We start from the raw sequence: 19267 nt of genomic DNA on the forward strand, positions 1-19267 counted from the left end.
CGTCAGGGGTAGTCGTCGCGGTCGTCGTCCGGGACCGGCGTCGCCTGCTCCGAGACGTCCCCCGGGTCCGCCTCCCCCGACAGGTCCGGGCGCGGCTCCGGCGGCTCGTAGGCGCCGTCGCGCGCGTCGCGGTCGTCGTCCGGCTCGACTTCCGGCAGGTCGGTCAGCGCGGGCTCGCTGAGCCCCGCGTCCTGCCAGCTCTGGTCACCGGGCACCGTGCTCATGGCCACTCCTCCGCTCGGCGGGCAGTACCCGGCCATCGTCGCGCGGACGTGCCGCACCCGCCAGCCGCGCGCCGCTGCTCAGGCGGTCGAGCGCGGCCGCACGGGCAGCAGCGCCCACGCCAGGTGCGTCCAGCTGCCCAGGCCCGGCACGGGTCCCGCCGGCTCCCGCAGCGCCGCCCGCTCGACGGGCAGCACCGCCCCCGCGCCGGGCTCGTAGACCCGGTAGCCGTCGTCCGTCCGGCCGACCGCGAGCACCACGTGCCGGGGCACCGCGGCCCCGAGGCCGTCCGCGAGGTCGCCCCCGGAGTACAGCGGGACGGGCACCCCGCGGTCGAGCGCCGAGTCGACCCGCGCCAGCACGTCGTCGACCTCGGCGGTGCGGGTGTCGTCCACGAGCACCGACCGGTACGCGACCCCCGGGAACCGCGCCAGCCGCGCCGCGCCCCACGGCGGCGTGCCGAGCGCGCGGGGCCACGGGAACGGCCCGAGCGCCCGCGCGGTGCTGCGCCGGTGCAGGGCCGCCTGCAGCAGGCCCCAGCGCGCGGCGGCGGCCTCCTCGCCCGTCGCGTCGGCGTGCGCGGCCCGGCCGTCGGGGGTCCGGAACCACTCGGGCGCGTCGGGGTCGTGCGGCGCGGGCGGGTCGGTGAGGTCGAGGCCCGTCAGCTCCGGCGGCAGCACGCCGTCGGGGGCCCGGCCGGTCACGAGCCAGTACGCCAGCGCCGGGTCGCCCGCGGCGGCGAGCATGCCGAGCACCGCGGCCCCGCACGTGGTGCCGTCGACCTGGCGCGCCGCAGCCGAACTCCACCGGACCGTGCGACCGAGCGGCACGTCCAGCGGCGCGAGCACCTGCCGGCGCCGGCGCGGGTCGAGGGCGTCGAGCGCCGCGGGGTCGATCAGGGAGGCGGACGCCCGGTGCCGCGCGGCGCCCTCGTGCCCGGCGGCGGGGTCCTCCGACGTGCCGACGCGCGCGCCGGCGTGGGCGCCGACGTGCCGCGCACCGGCACCCGCGCCCGCATCCGCGAGACCCGCACCCGCGACACCCGCAGCCGCCCCCGGCTTGCGCGGCGCCGGGGGCACCACGCGCCCGCGCACCGCCCGCAGCACCGTCGTCAGCTGCGCGTGCCGCCAGCCCGCCCGTCCGCCCACGTCCGCCACCTCCACGCCGAGAGTCCAGTACATGCTGCCTCCCCGCCGTCGCAGCCCACATCTCCTGCCCTCCCACCGCCCGGCGCGCGGGGCGGGCAGCGGAGCGGCGCGCGGGCGGCGAGGTGAGTGCGGCGAGATGGCATTCCGCGCCTGCAACCCGCGGGTCGGATGCAGGCGCGAAGTGTCATCTCGGCGCCCCGTCAGCGCCGGGGAGGCGCGGGACGCCTCGCGTCAGGACGCGTCGACGCGGTCCAGCAGCAGCGGGGTCGGGGTGTACGCCGCGTCCGCGGAGACCTCCGCCGCGTCCAGGAGCGCGTCCCGGGCGCGGTCGAAGCGCTCGGGCGTGTCCGTGTGCAGCGTCATCAGCGGCTGCCCGGCCCGGACGGTGTCGCCCGGCTTCGCGTGCAGCTCGACGCCCGCGCCGGCCTGCACCGGGTCCTCCTTGCGGGCGCGGCCCGCGCCGAGGCGCCACGCCGCGATGCCGACCGCGTACGCGTCGAGGCGGGTGAGCACGCCGTCGGCGGGCGCGAGCACCTGCTCGGTGTGCCGGGCGACCGGGAGCGTCGCGTCGGGGTCGCCGCCCTGGGCCGCGATCATCCGGCGCCAGGCGTCCATGGCGCGGCCGTCCCGCAGCGCGGCAGCCACGTCGACGTCGGGCTTGCCGGCGGCCGCGAGCATCTCCTGCGCGAGCGCGACGGTGAGCTCCACGACGTCGCCGGGCCCGCCGCCGGCGAGCACCTCGACGGACTCGCGGACCTCGAGGGCGTTGCCCGCCGTGAGGCCCAGCGGCGTCGACATGTCGGTGAGCAGCGCGACCGTCTTCACGCCCGCGTCGGTGCCGAGGTCGACCATGGTGCGGGCGAGCTCGCGCGCACGGTCGAGGTCCTTCATGAACGCGCCCGACCCGACCTTGACGTCGAGCACGAGCGCGCCGGTGCCCTCGGCGATCTTCTTGCTCATGATCGACGAGGCGATGAGCGGGATGGCCTCGACGGTGCCGGTGACGTCGCGCAGCGCGTAGAGCTTGCGGTCGGCGGGGGCGAGCCCGGAGCCGGCCTGGCAGATGACCGCACCGACGCCGTCGAGCTGCGCCATCATCTCGTCGTTGGACAGCGCGGCGCGCCAGCCCGGGATCGACTCGAGCTTGTCCAGCGTGCCGCCGGTGTGGCCGAGCCCGCGGCCGGACAGCTGCGGGACGGCGACGTCGAACACGGCGACCAGCGGCGCCAGCGGCAGCGTGATCTTGTCGCCGACGCCCCCCGTGGAGTGCTTGTCGGCGGTCGGGCGGCGCAGGCCGGAGAAGTCCATCCGCTCGCCGGACGCGATCATCGCGGCGGTCCAGCGGGCGATCTCCGCCCGGTCCATGCCGTTGAGCAGGATCGCCATGTTGAGGGCGGACATCTGCTCCTCGGCGACGACGCCCCGGGTGTACGCGTCGATGACCCAGTCGATCTGGGCGTCGCTCAGGCGGTGGCCGTCGCGCTTGGTGACGATGACGTCGACGGCGTCGAACTGCTCGGTGCTCACTTGTCGGACTTCCTCTCGACCAGGTCGGCGGGCCCGAACGCGTCGGGCAGCACCTCGGTCATCGGCTTGATCCCGCTCACGGTGTCGACGAGCAGGTCGGGGCCCCCGTGCTCCCACAGGAGCTGGCGGCAGCGGCCGCACGGCATCAGGGCGTTGCCGTGGGCGTCCACGCAGGCGAACGCGACCAGGCGCCCGCCGCCGGACACGTGCAGGCCGGACACGAGCGCGCACTCGGCGCACAGCGTCAGGCCGTAGGACGCGTTCTCCACGTTGCAGCCGACGACCACGCGGCCGTCGTCGACCAGCGCGGCGACGCCGACGGGGAACTTCGAGTACGGGACGTACGCGCGGTGCATCACCTCGGTGGCGGCGGCCCGCAGGGCGTCCCAGTCGATCGTGGGGGTGGTGGTCATCTCAGGTCCGGCTCCTCTCGGGGCGGACCGGCCGCCCCACGACACCACGACGGCCGCCGCCCGCGGGTGGCGGGACGGCGGCCGGTGGACTCACTTGACGTACGCGATGCCCTCCGCGGCGGGGGCCCGCACGCGGCCGACGAGGCCCGCGACGGCGAAGATCGTCACGACGTACGGCGTCATCAGCATGATCTGGCTGGGGATCGGCGTGCCGATGATGCCGAGCACCACCTGCAGGTTGTCGGCGAACCCGAACAGCAGGGCCGCGGCGAGCGCGCCCTTCGGGCTCCACCGGCCGAGGATCATCGCGGCGAGGGCGATGAAGCCCTTCCCGCCGGTCATCTCCTTGCCGAACGCGAGGCCGTTCGCGACGGTGAAGAACGCCCCGCCGAGGCCGGCGACCGCGCCGCCGAGCAGCGTGTTGCGGACCCGGGTGCGGTTGACCTTGATGCCGACGGTGTCCGCGGCCTTCGGGTGCTCGCCGACCGCGCGCAGGCGCAGGCCCCACCGGCTGCGGAAGATCAGCACCTGGAGCACGACCACGACGACGTACATCAGGTACACGAGCGCGGTCTGCCGGAACAGCACCGGGCCGATGACCGGGATGTCGGACAGCAGCGGGATGGGCAGCGTCGGCAGGCGCGGCGGCGCGTTGAGCGTCGTCGCGTTGTCCTTCAGCACGGTCGAGAACAGGTACGACGTGATGCCGACGACCAGCACGTTGAGCACGACGCCGACGATGATCTGGTCGACCACGTACTTGATCGCGAACGCCACCAGCAGGGCCGAGACCAGCGCACCGGCGATCGGCGCGGCGATGAGGCCCATGTACGCGCTCTGCGTCAGCGTGGCGACGACCGCGGCGAGGAACGCCCCGGCGAGCAGCTGGCCCTCGATCGCGATGTTGATGATGCCGGACCGCTCGCACAGCACGCCGGCGAGGGCGCCGAACACCAGCGGCACCGCGAGGAACAGGGACCCCTGCAGCAGGCTCGTCAGGGGCAGCGGCTGCGTCTTGCCGGCGACCGCCCAGGTGAGCAGCGCGAAGATCAGCACGACCGCGTACACGGCCGGCAGCCAGATGCCGACCTTGCGACGGTTCCGCGCCGCGTAGAACGACCACGCGGACAGGGCGAGCGCGACGAGGCACAGGACGATCGCGGTGGCCTTGGACGGCACCGTGAACCGGATGTCCTCGCCGGGCGCGAACATCGTGAACGTCGTCTCGCGACCGGAGGCCGGCAGCACGCCGAACAGCAGCAGCGCGAGGACGGCGACCGAGGCGTAGCCGATCGGCGCCCGCAGGCTGACGGGCGGCAGGACCTGCGCCGCCGGGGCGGCCGGCGCGGCTGGGGCGGGTGCGGTCACGGCGCTCACGCGGCGGCCTCCTTGACGACGGGCGCGGACAGCTCGGGCGCGGGGGCGCCGGCCCGGCCGCGGGGGGCCGGGAGCCGGAACACCGCACGCACCAGCGGGGGCGCCGCGATGAACAGCACGACGAGGGACTGGACGACCAGCACGATGTCGATCGGCGTGCCGGTGCGGGCCTGCATGGCGAACCCGCCGGCGCGCAGGGCCCCGAACAGCAGACCGGCGAAGAACGTGCCGAGCGGCTTGGACCGGCCGAGCAGGGCGACCGTGATCGCGTCGAAGCCGAAGCTCGCGGCGATGCCGGCGGTCAGCACCTTCTCGGTGCCGAGCACCTGCGCGGAGCCGGCCATGCCCGCCAGCGCACCGGCGACGACCATGACGACGAGGTAGATGCGGTTGACGTTGATGCCCGCGGTGCGCGCGGCGCTCGGGTTCGAGCCGACCGCGCGGAACGCGAAGCCGATGGTCGACCGGTTCATCAGCCACCACACGAACACCGCCGCGAGGATCGCGACGACGAAGCCGAGGTGCAGGCGGAACTGCGAGCCGAGGAGCAGCGGGTACAGCGCGCTCTCCTTCAGCGGCGGCGAGATCGGGTTGTTGCTCGACCCGCGCTTGAACGCCGTCGTGGTCAGCAGGTACCCGACCAGGTAGATCGCGATGTTGTTGAGCATGATCGTGACGATCACCTCGTTGGCGCCGGTGCGGGCCTTGAGGAAGCCCGCGATCCCGGCCCACAGGCCGCCGCCGATCATCGCGCCGATCACCGCGAGCAGCAGGTGCAGCCCCGGGGGCAGATCCCACGCGAAGCCGATGTACCCGGCGAAGACCGCGCCGAGGATGATCTGGCCCTGCGCACCGATGTTGAACATGCCGGCCCGGAAGCCGATGCCCAGCCCGAGGCCCGCCAGGATCAGCGGCACGGCCCAGGTCATCGTCTCGGTGATCGGGCGGATCGCGCGCGCGAACGTCGTCGCGGCCGGGTCGAACACGGCGCCCTGGAACAGCGCGACGTACGCGCCCCAGACGGCGTCCCACGCGGCGGAGAAGAAGTCCATCGGCCGGGCGAAGAAGTACGTCGCGGCGTCCTGCACGTCGCTGTCGGCCGCCGCGATCAGCACGCCGGAGATCACGAGCGCCAGCACGAGGGCGGCGACGGTGACGAGCCAGCTGCTGCTGAGCATCTCCCGCAGCGCGGTCTGCGAGCGGGACTCGAGCCCGTCCTCGCGCGGGGCGGGAGCGGGCGCGGTGGACCCGGCCGGCTGGTCCGGGGCGGGGGTCGCCTGGCTCACTTGCTGTCCTCCTCGGAGGCGTCGATGTCGGCCTCGCCGAGCACGGTGTGGTGGGACGCGGCCTGCTGCACGGCCTCGTCCTGCGGGACGCCGGCCATCATGAGGCCGAGCACGTCGCGGTCCGTCCCGCCGGGGACGACGCCGACGATCCGGCCGCGGTACATCACGACGATCCGGTCGGCCAGGGCGAGCACCTCGTCGAGCTCGGTCGACACGATGATGACCGGGGTGCCGCTGTCCCGCTCCTGCACGATCCGCTTGTGCACGAACTCGATGGAGCCGACGTCCAGACCGCGGGTCGGCTGCGAGGCGATGAGCAGCCGCAGCGGGCGGGACATCTCCCGGGCCAGCACGACCTTCTGCTGGTTGCCGCCGGACAGGGTGCCGGCGTGCGCGTCGACCGACGGCGTCCGGACGTCGAACTCGACCGTGCGCTGCTCGGCGTTCGCGCGGACCTTGCGGGGGTCGAGCGACACCCCGCGGGCGAACGGCTCGCGGTCGAACAGGTCGAGGATGAGGTTCTCCGCCACGGAGAAGTCGGCGACGACGCCGTCCTCCGTGCGGTCCTCGGGCACGAAGCCGACGCCCGCGGCGAGCGTCTGGCGCACCGTCCGGCCGACCAGCTCGGTCCCGTCGAGGACGACGGAGCCGGCGACGGGGTGCTGCAGGCCGAGGATCACCTCGGTGAGCTCCGTCTGCCCGTTGCCCTGCACGCCGGCGACCGCGACGATCTCGCCGCGCGCGACGTCGAACGACACGTCGTCGACCTGCCGCACGCCGGCCTCGTCGAGCACCGTCAGGTTCCGCACCTGCAGGGCGACCTCGCCGGCCTGCGCGGGCGCGCGGTCGACGCCGAGGGACACGGAACGGCCGACCATGAGCGAGGCGAGCTCGGTCTCCGCGGCGTCGGGCCACGCGCTGCCGACGACCTTGCCGCGGCGGATCACCGTGATGCGGTCTGCGACGGCGCGGACCTCACGGAGCTTGTGCGTGATGAAGACGATGGACGTGCCGGCCGCCTTGAGCTGGCGCATGATCGCGATGAGCTCGTCGGTCTCCTGCGGCGTCAGCACCGCGGTCGGCTCGTCGAGGATGAGCACCTTCGCGTCGCGCGACAGCGCCTTGATGATCTCGACCCGCTGCTGCGCGCCGACCGGGAGGTCCTCGACCAGGGCGTCGGGGTCGACGTCGAACCCGAACCGGTCGGAGATCTCCTTGACCCGGCGGCGCGCGGCGGCGAGGTCGATCATCCCGCCGCCCTTGACCGGCTCGTAGCCGAGGACGACGTTCTCCGCGACCGTGAACACCGGGACGAGCATGAAGTGCTGGTGCACCATGCCGATGCCGGCGGCCATGGCGTCGCCGGGGCCGGCGAACGTCACGGGACGGTCGTCGACGAGGATCTCGCCGTCGTCCGGGTCGTAGAACCCGTAGAGCACGTTCATGAGCGTGCTCTTGCCCGCCCCGTTCTCGCCCAGCAGCGCGTGGATCTCGCCGGGCTCGACCACGAGGTCGATGTGGTCGTTCGCCACCAGGGCGCCGAAACGCTTGGTGATCCCGCGCAGCTCCAGCTTCACGTGGGCCTGCTCCTTCGATCGTTCGTGGTGCGCACACTAGGGCAATTCAGACGGTGAGTCGTAGGACCCGTCCCGGTCGTGCCCCCGTCGCCCGGCCGGTGACGCACCGGTGGCCCGGGCAGGCTCGCTGCCCGGGCCACCGTGGTGCGTGCGTCAGTTCTGGCTCGGGGACTCCACGACCAGGTCGCCCGCGATGATCTGGGCCTTCAGCTCGTCGATCGCCGTCTTGACGTCGGCCGGGACGACCGAGTCGAAGTCGTGGAACGGCGCGATGCCGATGCCCTCGTTCTCGAGGGTGCCGACGTACGGGTCGGAGGAGAAGTTGCCCTCCGAGGCCTCCTTGACCGTGTCGTACACGGCCTGGCCGATCTCCTTCATGACGGAGGTCAGGACGATGCCGGAGTAGTCCGGAGCCGTCTCGTACCAGTCGGCGTCGACGCCGACGATCGTGACGTCACCGGCCTCCTGCGCGGCGGCGGCGGCACCCAGGCCGACCGGGCCGGCGACGGGCATGATGACGTCGGCGCCCTGGTCGATGAAGCCCTTGGCGATGTTCTGGCCGTTGGCCTGGTTCTCGAAGTCACCGGTGAAGGAACCCGTCTGGGCCTCCTTGTCCCAGCCGAGGACCGCCACGTTCGCGCCGTTGTCCTCGTTGAACTTCGCGACGCCGTCGACGAAGCCGTCCATGAAGATCGACACGGACGGGAGCTGGATGCCGCCGAAGGTGGCGACGGTGCCCGTGGTCGAGGTGGCGGCGGCGGCGTAGCCGGCCAGGTACGCGGCCTCCTGCGTGTTGAACAGCAGGGGCTTGGCGTTGTCCAGGGTCACCGGGTTGAAGTCGGCGTCCGAGAACGAGGAGTCGATGAGGCCGAACTCGATGTCGGGGTTCGCCTCGGCGGCCGTCTGGATCGGGTCCTCGAGGAGGAAGCCGACGCCGATGATGAGGTTGCAGCCCTGGGAGACCAGCGAGTCGATGTTCGGGGTGAAGTCGGTCTCGGCCGTGGACTCGACCTTGACCTCCTCGATGCCCAGCTCCTCCGCGGCGCGGTCGAGGCCCTCGGCACCGGACTGGTTGAAGGACTTGTCCTCGAAACCGCCCGAGTCGGAGACCATGCAGGCCTTGAAGTCGGAGCCGCCGTCGGAACCGGCGTTGTCGTCCGACTCCTCCGGCGCGCTGCCGCAGGCGGCGAGGGCGAGCGCGACAGCCCCGCTGAGGGCGGCCACACGGATGATCTTCTTCACGCGACACTCCTGCTTCTCGTCGTCGACCGGTCCGGGTCGCCCGCCCGGGCCGCGCGCCTCGTTGCGCGCCGCACACGACGGTTCCGTCCGGTGTTCGCCACGAACCCTAGCCACGCGCAGGTGTCCGTCGTGTTACCGGGAGGTCGCCGAGGGCCTTCGTTACTCACTTGGAACATTCGCCCGCCGGGCGAACTCACCCGACCGGCCCAGCGGACCACCCGTGTGCCGGTCAGGCGCCCGTGACGTCCCCCGACCGGGGGGTGCCGGCCAGCAGCGCCGCGCGCGCCAGCAGCGCCGCACCGGCGCCGATCGCGCGCTCGTCCACGACGAGGTCGCCCTGGTGGATGTCGTACGTCCGGCCGCCCGGCGTCCGCGTGCCCAGCCGGGCCATCGCGCCCGGCACCTTGGTCAGGTACCAGGCGAAGTCCTCGCCGCCCAGCGACTGCTCGGTCAGCTGCACGGAGTCCTCGCCGAGCACGTCCCGCGCGGCGGCCTCGAGCACCGCGGTCGCGCGCTCGTCGTTCTCGACCGGCGGGACGCCCCGCTGGTGCCGGACCTCGACCTCGACGCCGTAGGGCGCGACGACCTGCTCGACCGCCTCGTGCACGACCTGCGACGCCCGCTCCCAGGCCCGCACGTCGAGGCACCGCAGCGTCCCGCGCACCGAGCCGGACGCCGGGATCGCGTTGTGCGCGGAGCCCGCCTGCACGGCACCCCACGTGAGGTTCACGCCGGAGCGCGGGTCCAGCCGGCGCCCGAGCACCGCGGGGACCTGCGTGATGACCTGGCCGAGCGCGTACACGACGTCACCCGTGAGGTGCGGGCGGGAGGTGTGGCCGCCCTGGCCGGTCACGATCACCGTGACCTCGTCGGACGCCGAGGTGATCGGGCCGATCCGGGTGCCGATGCGGCCGACGTCGACCTTCGGGTCGCAGTGCAGCGCGAAGATCCGGCCCACGCCGTCGAGCGCGCCCTGGTTCAGCACGTCCAGCGCGCCGCCCGGCTGCACCTCCTCGGCCGGCTGGAACACCAGCCGCACGCCGGTCGGCAGCTCCCCGGCGGCGTGCAGCTCGGCCAGGACCAGGCCGGCGCCGAGCAGCGCCGTGGTGTGCACGTCGTGGCCGCAGGCGTGCGCGACGCCGTGCACCGTCGAGGCGTAGGGCAGGCCGGTCGTCTCCTGCACGGGCAGGGCGTCGATGTCCGCGCGCAGCGCGATCCGCCGGCGCCCGGTCTCCACGGACGAGGGACCGATGTCGCACGTGAGGCCGGTGCCCGCGAGCATCCGGGGGGTGAGCCCGGCCAGCCGCAGCCGGTCCGCGACCAGGTGGGTGGTGCGCTGCTCGGTCCGGCCGAGCTCGGGGTGGGCGTGGATGTCGCGGCGGACCTCCACCAGCTCGGGCTGCAGGGTGTCCACGAGCTGGGTCACCCGGGTGGCGTCGACGATCACCCGACCGACCCTAGCCGTCCGCGCAGGCCGGGGCGCGTGCGCGTCAGAGCAGGTCGTCCCGGCCGCGCCCGCGCCAGCCGTCCACCGCCTGCTTGACCGCCTGCGCGTGCGCGCGGGTGGTGACGAGGAGCGCGTCGGGGGTGTCGACCACCACGGCGTCCGGCACGCCCAGCACCGTGACGGTCCGGCCGGCCGCGGGCACGACCACCGCTCCCCCGGCGTCGATCCGCTGCACCAGCGCCTCGTCACCGAGCGTCCGGGCCCCGTCGACGCCGACCGGCGGCAGCAGGGTCCCGAGCGACGCGAAGTCGCCGACGTCGTCCCAGGTGAAGTCGCCGGGCACCACCGCGACGCCCCCCGCGGCGGCCACCGGCTCCGCGATGGCGTGGTCGATGGCGATCTTGGTCAGCCCGGGCCACACCTCGGTGAGGACCGCGTCACGCCGCGCGGGGTCGTCCCACGCCGCGGCGATGGTGCGCAGGCCGGCGGCGAGCGGGGGCAGCTGCTCGGCGAGGTGGTCGAGCAGCACGCCCGCCCGGACGAGGAACATGCCGGCGTTCCACCGGTAGTCCCCCGTCGCGAGGTAGGCGGCGGCCGTCTCGGCGTCGGGCTTCTCCGTGAACCCCGCCACGTGCCGGGCGCTCGGGGCGCCCTCCACGCCGAGCGGCTCCGAGGAGCGGACGTACCCGAACGCGGTGGACGGCGACGTCGCGGTGATGCCGATGGTGACGACGTACCCGGCGCGGGCCGCCTCGACGCCCTCGGTGACGGCCGACCAGAACTGCGGCAGGTCCTCGATGACCTGGTCCGCCGCGAAGGAGCCCAGCACCACGTCGGGGCCGTGCCGCTCGGCGAGGACCGCCGCCGCGAGCCCGATCGCCGCCATGGAGTCGCGCGGCGACGGCTCCGCGACCACCTGACCGGGGCCGAGCTCGGGCAGCTGCGCGCCGACGGCCTCCGCGTGCCGGACGCCGGTGACGACCAGGACGCCGTCGCGGCCGGTGAGCGGCAGCAGCCGGTCGACCGTGCTCTGCAGGAGCGTGCGCCCGGTGCCGGTCAGGTCGTGCAGGAACTTCGGCGACCCCTGGCGGGACAGCGGCCACAGCCGGGTGCCGGCGCCACCGGCGGGCACGACGGCGTGGAAGCCGGGGATCGGGCGCGGGGCGTTCGCGGCAGGGACGGGCATGGCGGTCAGGGTATCGGGACGAACCGGCACACACCGGGCCCCCAACGGGTGGATCTTCGACCAGGGACCTCGGTCCCAACCCGGGTGTGCGCTTGGTCACATCAGGGCCGATCGACACCCCCGCGGGCGGTGGCGCGGCGCACCATCACTACAGTTGTGTGACCGGACACAGCAGTCCCGCCCGAACTCGCCAGGAGGCCTCTCGTGCCCACTGCGCCTGCCGAACCCCGCAGCGTCGCCGCCCCCACGGCGAAGCGGATCCCCGGCGGCACCCTCTACCGCGGCCGTGAAGGCATGTGGTCCTGGGTCGCCCACCGGGTCACCGGCGTGCTCATCTTCTTCTTCCTGCTCGTGCACGTCCTGGACACCTCGCTCGTGCGGGTGTCGCCCGAGGCGTACAACGCCGTGATCGGCACCTACAAGAACCCGATCATGGGCCTCGGCGAGGCCGGGCTGGTCGCCGCCATCGTGTTCCACGCCTTCAACGGCGTGCGGATCATGCTGGTCGACTTCTGGTCCAAGGGCGCGAAGTACCAGCGCGTGATGCTCTGGGTCGTGCTCGGCCTGTTCGTCGTGACCATGGCGGGGTTCCTGCCGCGGCACCTCATGCACGTCTTCGGAGGCGAGTGATGACGACGATCCCCGCCCCCCGCACCGTCGCGCCGCGTCCCGGCCGCCGGACGAGCCGCGGCAACTGGGAGCTGTACGGCTGGGTGTTCATGCGCGCGTCCGGCGTGGTGCTGCTCGTGCTGATCTTCGGGCACCTGTTCGTCAACCTCGTCGCGGGCGACGGCATCACCGCCATCGACTTCGGCTTCGTCGCCGGCAAGTGGGCGTCCCCGTTCTGGCAGGTCTGGGACCTGCTCATGCTCTGGCTCGCGATGATCCACGGCACCAACGGCGTGCGGACGATCATCAACGACTACGCCGAGCGCGACGGCACCCGCCTGGTCCTCAAGCTCGCGCTCTACACCGCGTTCGTCGTCGTGGTCGTGCTCGGCACCCTGGTGATCTTCACCTTCGACCCGTGCCCCGTGGACTCCCCGGCCGACCTGCTGCCGTCGTTCTGCACCGCCTGACACCCCCACAGCCTTGGAGGCATCGACCCCGATGCAGACCCACCAGTTCGACGTCGTCATCGTCGGCGCCGGCGGCGCCGGGATGCGCGCCGCCCTCGAGTCGTCCGCCCGCACCCGCACGGCGGTCATCTCGAAGCTCTACCCGACCCGCTCGCACACCGGCGCGGCCCAGGGCGGCATGTGCGCCGCGCTCGGCAACGTCGAGGACGACAACCCCGAGTGGCACACGTTCGACACCGTCAAGGGCGGCGACTACCTGGTCGACCAGGACGCCGCGACGATCATGGCGAACGAGGCCATCGACGCCGTGCTCGACCTGGAGCGGATGGGCCTGCCGTTCAACCGCACGCCCGAGGGCCGGATCGACCAGCGCCGGTTCGGCGGCCACACCCGCAACCACGGCGAGGCCGCCGTGCGCCGGGCCTGCTACGCCGCGGACCGCACCGGCCACATGATCCTGCAGACGCTCTACCAGCAGTGCGTGAAGAACGAGGTCGCGTTCTTCAACGAGTTCTACGTGCTGGACCTGATCCTCACGCACGACCTCACCGCCCGCGAGGTCCCCGAGGGCGAGGACGTGGCCGTCTCGGGCGTCGTCGCGTACGAGCTCGCCACCGGTGAGATCCACGTGTTCCGCGCGAAGTCCGTCGTCCTGGCGACCGGCGGCGCGGGCAAGATCTACAAGACGACCTCCAACGCGCACACCCTGACCGGCGACGGCATGGCGCTCGCCTACCGCCGCGGCCTGCCGCTGGAGGACATGGAGTTCTTCCAGTTCCACCCGACCGGCCTCGCGGGCCTGGGCATCCTGCTCTCCGAGGCCGCGCGCGGCGAGGGCGGCATCCTCCGCAACGCCGACGGCGAGCGGTTCATGGAGCGGTACGCGCCCACGATCAAGGACCTCGCGCCGCGCGACATCGTCGCCCGGTCCATGGCCAACGAGGTGCGCGAGGGCCGGGGCGCCGGACCGAACAAGGACTACGTCCTGCTCGACCTCACCCACCTGGACCCCGCGCACATCGACGCGAAGCTCCCGGACATCACCGAGTTCGCCCGCACCTACCTGGGCATCGAGCCGTACACCGAGCCGGTGCCGGTCTACCCGACCGCGCACTACGCCATGGGTGGCGTGCCGACCAACGTCGAGGCGGAGGTGCTGCGCGACACGAACCACGTCGTCAAGGGCCTGTACGCCGCCGGCGAGGTCGCGTGCGTCTCCGTGCACGGCTCCAACCGGCTCGGCACGAACTCGCTGCTCGACATCAACGTGTTCGGCAAGCGCGCCGGCATCTCCGCCGCCGAGTACGCGCGCACCGCGCCGTGGGTGGACCTGCCGGAGTCGCCCGAGGCCGCCGTCGTCGCGCAGCTCGAGAACATGCGCGAGCGCCCCCAGGGCGAGCGCGTCTCCGACGTCCGCCGCGAGCTGCAGCAGACGATGGACACCAACGCGCAGGTGTTCCGCACCGCGGAGTCCCTGCGCCAGGCGTTCCAGGACATCCAGGTCCTGCAGGAGCGCTACTCCCGCGTGTCGGTCCAGGACAAGGGCCGCGCGTTCAACACCGACCTGATCGAGGCGCTCGAGCTGGGCTTCCTGCTCGACATCGCCGAGACCGTCGTCGTCGGGGCGCTGAACCGCCGGGAGTCCCGCGGCGGGCACTTCCGCGAGGACTACCCCAAGCGCGACGACGAGTCGTTCATGGAGCACACGATGGCCTACCGCCGCGTGCCCGGCGTCCCGGTCGACTCCCCCGCCGGCTCCGCGCCGAAGGGCGAGGAGATCCCGGCACCCGGCCCCGGCCGCCCGGCCGTCGTCCTGGGCACCAAGCCCGTCGTGACCACCGTGTACCAGCCGATGGAGCGGAAGTACTGATGACTGCTGTTCTGGACCGCGACGCGTCCGCGGAGCCGAAGGCCGGCGAGATCCCGTCGTTCGACGTGACCCTGAAGATCCGGCGCTACAAGCCGGAGACCCACGGCGACGAGCCGTTCTGGGAGGAGTTCACGGTCACCGCCCACGGCACCGACCGGCTCCTGGACGCCCTACACAAGATCAAGTGGGAGCACGACGGGTCACTGACGTTCCGCCGCTCCTGCGCGCACGGGGTCTGCGGGTCGGACGCCATGCGGATCAACGGGCGCAACCGGCTGGCGTGCAAGGCCCTGCTCAAGGACCTGAACCCCGACAAGCCGATCACCGTCGAGCCCATCAAGGGCCTGCCGGTCATCAAGGACCTCGTGGTCGACATGGAGCCGTTCTTCGCCTCCTACCGCGAGATCATGCCGTTCCTCATCACCACCGGCACCGAGCCGTCCCGCGAGCGGATCCAGTCCCCCGAGGAGCGGGCCCGGTTCGACGACACCACGAAGTGCATCCTGTGCGCCGCGTGCACGAGCTCCTGCCCGGTGTTCTGGACCGACGGGCAGTACTTCGGCCCCGCGGCGATCGTCAACGCGCACCGGTTCATCTTCGACAGCCGCGACGAGGGCGGGGCCCAGCGGCTCGAGATCCTCAACGACAAGGAGGGCGTCTGGCGCTGCCGGACCACCTTCAACTGCACCGAGGCGTGCCCCCGCGGCATCGAGGTCACCAAGGCGATCCAGGAGGTCAAGCGCGCGATGATCACCCGCGCGTTCTGACCTTCCCGCCTCCCCGGACCGACCACGAAGTGGAGCGTTCTGCCCGACTCGCCTCGGCGTGTCGGGCAGAACGCTCCACTTCGTCACGGAGCGCGCGACCCGGGGTCCCGAGCGACGTGCCACCGCGCGCGCGGACGCCGCTCCAGCGCCCGTCGGCGTGCCGCCAGGGCGCGGGCCTGCCAGCGGGCACGTGAGGTCGGTGTCGCCAGGTCGGCCGACGTCGCCCGCAGGACCTCGATGCCGACCGCGTGCAGCCGCTCCTGGCGGTCCGCGTCGGCGCTGCGCCGGTCCGCACCCGAGTGCACCGCGCCGTCGTACTCCGCGACCAGTCCGCTGCTCTCGTCGAGCACGTCGACCCGCGCCACGAACCGCCCGTCCGCGTCCAGCACGACCGGATTGCACCGGGGCACCGGCAGTCCCGCCGCGAGCCACACCAGGCGCATGCGCGACTCCTGCGGGGACTCGACCCCGTCGGCGGACAGCGCCAGCGCCCGCCTGGCCGCGCCGACGCCCCTCCAGCCTCCTCGTCGACGCACCAGGCCCGCGAGCTCCTCGACGTCCAGCAGCCCGAGCGCCCGCAACCGGTCGAGCCCGGCCACCGCGTCCTCGATCCCGGCCGTGCGTGCCACGTCGAACGCCGTCCGGACCGGCGCGGTGACCGGGATGCCGTCGACCAGCACCCGCTCGTCCGGCGACACCCGGCTCCGCAGCAGGCGCTGCCCGGGCCGGGCCGTGAGGCGGACCTCGCGCGGCGCGAGCAGCAGCACGGGCAGCAACGCGGGCCGCCCGGAAGCCGACACGCCGTCGAAGAACGGCACCTCCGCCGTCGACCGGCTCGCGGGACGCCGGCTCCCGCCACGACCGTGACGTCCGATCACGCGCTTCTCGTGCAGCCGAGCCGCCACCCATCCGCCGATCGTGACCGACGGAGGCGCACCGGCCGCCGCGACGGCGATCCGGACGTCCGCGTCCGCCAGTGACGTACCCGCCGCGACGTGCACCCCGTGGGCCGCGCGGACGTACCCGGCGCGGAGGTCGGCGCGTCGGCCGCGCGCGACGGCATCCCGGCTCACGAGCACCGCGGGCAGGGCGGCATCGTCGGACGACGGAGAGTCACGAGCGCGGTCCGGCGAGGGCGTCATCGCCCCAGCCTGGGCCGCAGCGGGCCGTGCGGACCAGCGCGTCGCACGCGCTGGGGACGACCGTCGCCGCGTCCACGTCGCGACACGCCGTGCGGCCGAGGCGGTGTCCCGCACGCCGGCACCAAGTGGTGAGTTCGGCCCGACTCACCTCGGCGTGTCCGGCACAACGCTCCACTCGGCGCCCGAGGGGGCGCGCCCGAGGGGGCGCGCGGGGGTCAGACGGCCGCGGGCTCCGGCTCCTGGTCCGCCTCCGCCTCGTCCGCGGCCGGGGGGTCGGCCGTCCACGCGGCGGCGAGCAGCACGATGCGGGCGATGAGGTTCACCCAGATCAGCAGCGTCACGATGACGGCGAACGACGCGAGGACGGCGTTGCGCTGCGCCGACCCGGCGACCACCGACGTCCCGAGCACCCGCACGAGCCCGAGCCCGACCGCCGCGACGAGCATCCCCTGCCGCAGGTCCCGCCACGCCGGGGCCTGACCCGCCAGCACCACCACGATCAGCCAGAACGTCAGCGCGTCCACCACGAACGCGACGGCGATGCCGGCGGCGCGGAGCACGATCGTCCCGACGGTCGACCCGTCCAGCCCGAGGACGTGCAGGGCCCAGTCGGCGGCGGTCGTCGTGGCGATGCTCAGGAGCGCGGACAGCAGGATCGCCCCGCCGATGCCCGCGAAGCCGCCGAGCTCCCGGAGCTTGCCGGCGACGAGGTTGCCGCCCCCGGCCGCCGGGTCGAACATCGCCCGGACGGCGGTGCGCAGGGCCGCCATCGCGGAGATCGCGCTGACCACGAGCACGACCAGCGCGACGATGCCGGCGACCCCGACGCCGGTGCTGAGGGTGAGCGTGTCGGGGTCGATGATGCCGCTCTTGTCGTCGCCGCTGGTCTGCACGAGGCCCGGGAGGTTGGCGTCGATGGTCTCCAGGACGGTCTGCCGGAGCGCGTCGTTCTCGCCCAGGACGGCCATGAAGACGGTGTAGCCGATGGTGAGGCCGGCGAACACGGAGAAGATCGTCGCGTAGGCGATGCCGCCGGTCAGGACCCCGCCGCCGGCCGCGCCGAACCGGGCGTTGGCCCGCGCGGCGCGGGTGTGCTGCCACCACGCGAGGAGGGCCTTGGCGCGGGCGACCAGCCCCGCTACCCCGGCGGGGTACACGCGGGCGCCGATGTCCTTGCGGTTGCCCGCGACCACGTCCTGCGTGCTGGCGGCGCGGGCGTGCGCGCGACCGGCGCCCTGCGGTTCGGCCGGGACTCCCATGCCGTGACCCTAGGAGCCCGGACCGTGCTCGGCATCCCGGCGCCCGCCGCGACCGGCTCGGCCGCGGCTCCGTCGGGCCAGGTCAGGCGGGGGCGGGGCGGGCCGGGGCGCCGTCGCCGGGCGTGCTCGCCCCCGTCAGCGGGAACGAGGCCATCGCGCGCCACATGCCGTCGTCGCCGTGCTCGTAGACGTGGATCTCGGTGACGTCGAACCGGGCGTCGTACCCGGCGAGCTCCGTGAACGCCCGGTCCAGCGCGTCGTCCGGGACGTCGTGCGCGATGGTGACGTGCGGGTGGTAGTGGAACCGGAGCTCCTGCGCGAGCGGCCCCGACCGGACGCCGACCTCCAGCAGCTCGCACGCCGCGATGCCCTCGACCACCTGCACGAACACCACGGGCGAGACCGGCCGGAACGTGGCCGTCCCCCGCAGGTGCACCGTGAACGGCGCGTGCTGGGCCGCGACGGCGCGGAGGTGCGCGGCCACGTCGTCCAGGGCGGAGACGGGCACGACGGTGGGGCCGAGCAGCGTGATGTGCGGCTGGATCAGGTCCGCCGCCGGGTCGCCGACGCGGGCGCGCGCGCCCTGGAGCTGGCCGGCGTACGGCTCGGGCACCGTGACCGCGACGCCGATCCGCATCTCCTCGCCGAACGGCCCGGTGGGGTTCATGCCGTCCTGCGGCGCGGGAGCAGCCCGAACCGGTCGGAGACCCGGTCGAGCGTGGCCTGCGCGATGCCTCGGGCACGCTCGGCGCCGTCCTCGAGCACGGCGTCCAGCGACGCCGGGTCGGACAGGTAGCCGTTCACGCGCTCCTGGAACGGGGTGAGGAAGTCCGTCACCACGTCGGCGAGGTCGACCTTGAGGTGCCCGTACCCCTTGCCGTCGTAGTCGCCCACGATGTCGTCGATCTCCCGGCCCGTCAGCGCGGAGAAGATCGTCAGGAGGTTCGCGACGCCGGGCTGGTTCTCCCGGTCGTAGCGGACCTCGCCGACCGCGTCCGTGACGGCCGACCGGATGCGCTTGGCGACGGTCTTCGGCGGGTCGAGCAGCTCGATGATGCCGTTCGGGCTCGCGGCGGACTTGCTCATCTTCGCCGTCGGGTCCTGCAGGTCGTAGATCTTGGCGGTCGCCTTGACGATGTGCGGCTCCGGGACGACCGCCGTGCCGTCGCCGAACCGGGAGTTCAGCCGCTGGGCCAGGTCGCGGGTCAGCTCGAGGTGCTGCCGCTGGTCCTCCCCCACCGGGACCAGCGCCGTGTCGTACAGCAGGATGTCCGCGGCCATGAGGATCGGGTAGGTGAACAGCCCGACGGTCGTGCCCTCGGCGCCCTGCTTCGACGACTTGTCCTTGAACTGCGTCATCCGGCCGGCCTCGCCGAAGCCCGTCTGGCAGGACAGCAGCCACGACAGCTCCGCGTGCTCCGCGACGTGCGACTGCACGAACAGGATCGAGCGCTCCGGGTCCACGCCGGCCGCCAGGTACTGCGCCGCGGTGCGCCGGGTGCGCTCCCGCAGGGCGGCCGGGTCCGGGGCGACGGTCAGGGCGTGCAGGTCCACCACGCAGTACAGGGCGTCGTACGCGTCCTGCAGGGCGACCCACTGGGTCAGGGCCCCGAGGTAGTTGCCGAGGTGGAGGGAGTCGGAGGTGGGCTGCATCCCGGAGAAGATGCGGGGGCGGGCGGAGACCATGGGTCCATTCCTGGCTCTTATACACCTCTGACGCCGCCG

The 19267-nt window shown here is 73.5% G+C and carries 18 protein-coding genes; 4 read left to right on the top strand and 14 right to left on the bottom strand.

Annotation, left to right across the window (positions count from 1 at the left end):
- Positions 1 to 2: 2 nt before the first annotated feature.
- The 10 genes from KJP73_RS04250 to KJP73_RS04295 form a co-directional block, all read right to left on the bottom strand.
- Complete coding sequence (locus KJP73_RS04250; RefSeq protein WP_213281537.1) at positions 3 to 224, bottom strand: hypothetical protein; 222 nt, start codon at positions 222 to 224, stop codon at positions 3 to 5.
- 78 nt (positions 225 to 302) lie between these two features.
- Complete coding sequence (locus tag KJP73_RS04255; RefSeq protein WP_213281538.1) at positions 303 to 1403, bottom strand: hypothetical protein; 1101 nt, start codon at positions 1401 to 1403, stop codon at positions 303 to 305.
- A 198-nt stretch (positions 1404 to 1601) separates the two neighbouring features.
- Entirely contained in the window at positions 1602 to 2897 is a 1296-nt protein-coding gene (locus KJP73_RS04260; RefSeq protein ID WP_213281540.1) for a thymidine phosphorylase, read from the bottom strand.
- Positions 2894 to 3310, bottom strand: coding sequence for a cytidine deaminase (locus tag KJP73_RS04265; RefSeq protein ID WP_213281542.1), 417 nt, complete (start codon positions 3308 to 3310; stop codon positions 2894 to 2896). Before KJP73_RS04265 ends, KJP73_RS04260 begins: the two co-directional genes overlap by 4 nt.
- A 90-nt stretch (positions 3311 to 3400) precedes the next feature.
- Positions 3401 to 4687 (bottom strand): ABC transporter permease, encoded by a 1287-nt coding sequence (locus KJP73_RS04270; RefSeq protein ID WP_213281544.1) that lies wholly within the window; start codon positions 4685 to 4687, stop codon positions 3401 to 3403.
- On the bottom strand, positions 4684 to 5973 hold the full coding sequence (locus KJP73_RS04275) for an ABC transporter permease (RefSeq protein ID WP_433995142.1): 1290 nt from the start codon (positions 5971 to 5973) through the stop codon (positions 4684 to 4686). Before KJP73_RS04275 ends, KJP73_RS04270 begins: the two co-directional genes overlap by 4 nt.
- The gene (locus tag KJP73_RS04280) at positions 5970 to 7550 is read right to left on the bottom strand and encodes an ABC transporter ATP-binding protein (RefSeq protein ID WP_213281546.1); all 1581 of its coding nucleotides are present in this window, start codon (positions 7548 to 7550) and stop codon (positions 5970 to 5972) included. Before KJP73_RS04280 ends, KJP73_RS04275 begins: the two co-directional genes overlap by 4 nt.
- A 153-nt stretch (positions 7551 to 7703) precedes the next feature.
- A complete protein-coding gene (locus KJP73_RS04285) occupies positions 7704 to 8792 on the bottom strand; it encodes a BMP family lipoprotein (protein ID WP_213281548.1) in 1089 nt (362 codons plus the stop codon).
- Positions 8793 to 9021: 229 nt separating this feature from the next.
- The gene (locus KJP73_RS04290; protein WP_213281550.1) at positions 9022 to 10239 is read right to left on the bottom strand and encodes an amidohydrolase; all 1218 of its coding nucleotides are present in this window, start codon (positions 10237 to 10239) and stop codon (positions 9022 to 9024) included.
- A gap of 43 nt (positions 10240 to 10282) precedes the next feature.
- The gene (locus KJP73_RS04295; protein ID WP_213281552.1) at positions 10283 to 11425 is read right to left on the bottom strand and encodes a mannose-1-phosphate guanylyltransferase; all 1143 of its coding nucleotides are present in this window, start codon (positions 11423 to 11425) and stop codon (positions 10283 to 10285) included.
- A 258-nt stretch (positions 11426 to 11683) separates the two neighbouring features.
- On the opposite strand from KJP73_RS04295, the gene sdhC reads away from it, so the two are divergent.
- Genes sdhC through KJP73_RS04315 form a run of 4 tightly spaced genes read left to right on the top strand, consistent with a single transcriptional unit; the run spans position 11684 to position 15141 of the window.
- A complete protein-coding gene (gene sdhC, locus KJP73_RS04300) occupies positions 11684 to 12055 on the top strand; it encodes a succinate dehydrogenase, cytochrome b556 subunit (RefSeq protein ID WP_346016320.1) in 372 nt (123 codons plus the stop codon).
- Positions 12055 to 12504 (top strand): succinate dehydrogenase hydrophobic membrane anchor subunit, encoded by a 450-nt coding sequence (locus KJP73_RS04305; RefSeq protein WP_213281556.1) that lies wholly within the window; start codon positions 12055 to 12057, stop codon positions 12502 to 12504. The genes sdhC and KJP73_RS04305 overlap by 1 nt, the downstream gene beginning before the upstream one ends.
- Positions 12505 to 12535: 31 nt before the next feature.
- On the top strand, positions 12536 to 14374 hold the full coding sequence (gene sdhA / locus KJP73_RS04310) for a succinate dehydrogenase flavoprotein subunit (RefSeq protein ID WP_213281557.1): 1839 nt from the start codon (positions 12536 to 12538) through the stop codon (positions 14372 to 14374).
- Entirely contained in the window at positions 14374 to 15141 is a 768-nt protein-coding gene (locus KJP73_RS04315) for a succinate dehydrogenase iron-sulfur subunit (RefSeq protein WP_213281558.1), read from the top strand. Before sdhA ends, KJP73_RS04315 begins: the two co-directional genes overlap by 1 nt.
- An 83-nt stretch (positions 15142 to 15224) precedes the next feature.
- On the opposite strand, the gene KJP73_RS04320 is transcribed toward KJP73_RS04315, so the two are convergent.
- From KJP73_RS04320 to trpS, 4 genes are all read right to left on the bottom strand, one after another.
- A complete protein-coding gene (locus KJP73_RS04320) occupies positions 15225 to 16019 on the bottom strand; it encodes a hypothetical protein (RefSeq protein ID WP_213281559.1) in 795 nt (264 codons plus the stop codon).
- A 479-nt stretch (positions 16020 to 16498) separates the two neighbouring features.
- Positions 16499 to 17542, bottom strand: coding sequence for a YihY/virulence factor BrkB family protein (locus tag KJP73_RS04325; RefSeq protein ID WP_213281560.1), 1044 nt, complete (start codon positions 17540 to 17542; stop codon positions 16499 to 16501).
- Between the two features lie 82 nt (positions 17543 to 17624).
- The gene (locus KJP73_RS04330) at positions 17625 to 18209 is read right to left on the bottom strand and encodes a 2'-5' RNA ligase family protein (protein ID WP_249669091.1); all 585 of its coding nucleotides are present in this window, start codon (positions 18207 to 18209) and stop codon (positions 17625 to 17627) included.
- Positions 18206 to 19228, bottom strand: a complete 1023-nt coding sequence (trpS, locus tag KJP73_RS04335; protein ID WP_213281571.1) for a tryptophan--tRNA ligase — start codon at positions 19226 to 19228, stop codon at positions 18206 to 18208. Before trpS ends, KJP73_RS04330 begins: the two co-directional genes overlap by 4 nt.
- Positions 19229 to 19267 lie beyond the last annotated feature (39 nt).

The sequence above is a fragment of the Cellulomonas hominis genome (assembly GCF_901521055.1).
Taxonomy (GTDB): domain Bacteria; phylum Actinomycetota; class Actinomycetes; order Actinomycetales; family Cellulomonadaceae; genus Cellulomonas; species Cellulomonas endometrii.

Excerpts from the sequence above, each read along its gene's own strand:
- KJP73_RS04265 (WP_213281542.1), bottom strand. The coding sequence starts at position 3,310 with ATGACCACCACCCCCACGATCGACTGGGACGCCCTGCGGGCCGCCGCC.
- KJP73_RS04305 (WP_213281556.1), top strand. The coding sequence starts at position 12,055 with ATGACGACGATCCCCGCCCCCCGCACCGTCGCGCCGCGTCCCGGCCGC.
- KJP73_RS04250 (WP_213281537.1), bottom strand. The coding sequence starts at position 224 with ATGAGCACGGTGCCCGGTGACCAGAGCTGGCAGGACGCGGGGCTCAGC.
- KJP73_RS04295 (WP_213281552.1), bottom strand. The coding sequence starts at position 11,425 with ATGCCCGTCCCTGCCGCGAACGCCCCGCGCCCGATCCCCGGCTTCCAC.
- KJP73_RS04315 (WP_213281558.1), top strand. The coding sequence starts at position 14,374 with ATGACTGCTGTTCTGGACCGCGACGCGTCCGCGGAGCCGAAGGCCGGC.
- sdhA (WP_213281557.1), top strand. The coding sequence starts at position 12,536 with ATGCAGACCCACCAGTTCGACGTCGTCATCGTCGGCGCCGGCGGCGCC.
- KJP73_RS04255 (WP_213281538.1), bottom strand. The coding sequence starts at position 1,403 with ATGTACTGGACTCTCGGCGTGGAGGTGGCGGACGTGGGCGGACGGGCG.
- KJP73_RS04325 (WP_213281560.1), bottom strand. The coding sequence starts at position 17,542 with ATGGGAGTCCCGGCCGAACCGCAGGGCGCCGGTCGCGCGCACGCCCGC.
- trpS (WP_213281571.1), bottom strand. The coding sequence starts at position 19,228 with ATGGTCTCCGCCCGCCCCCGCATCTTCTCCGGGATGCAGCCCACCTCC.
- KJP73_RS04330 (WP_249669091.1), bottom strand. The coding sequence starts at position 18,209 with ATGAACCCCACCGGGCCGTTCGGCGAGGAGATGCGGATCGGCGTCGCG.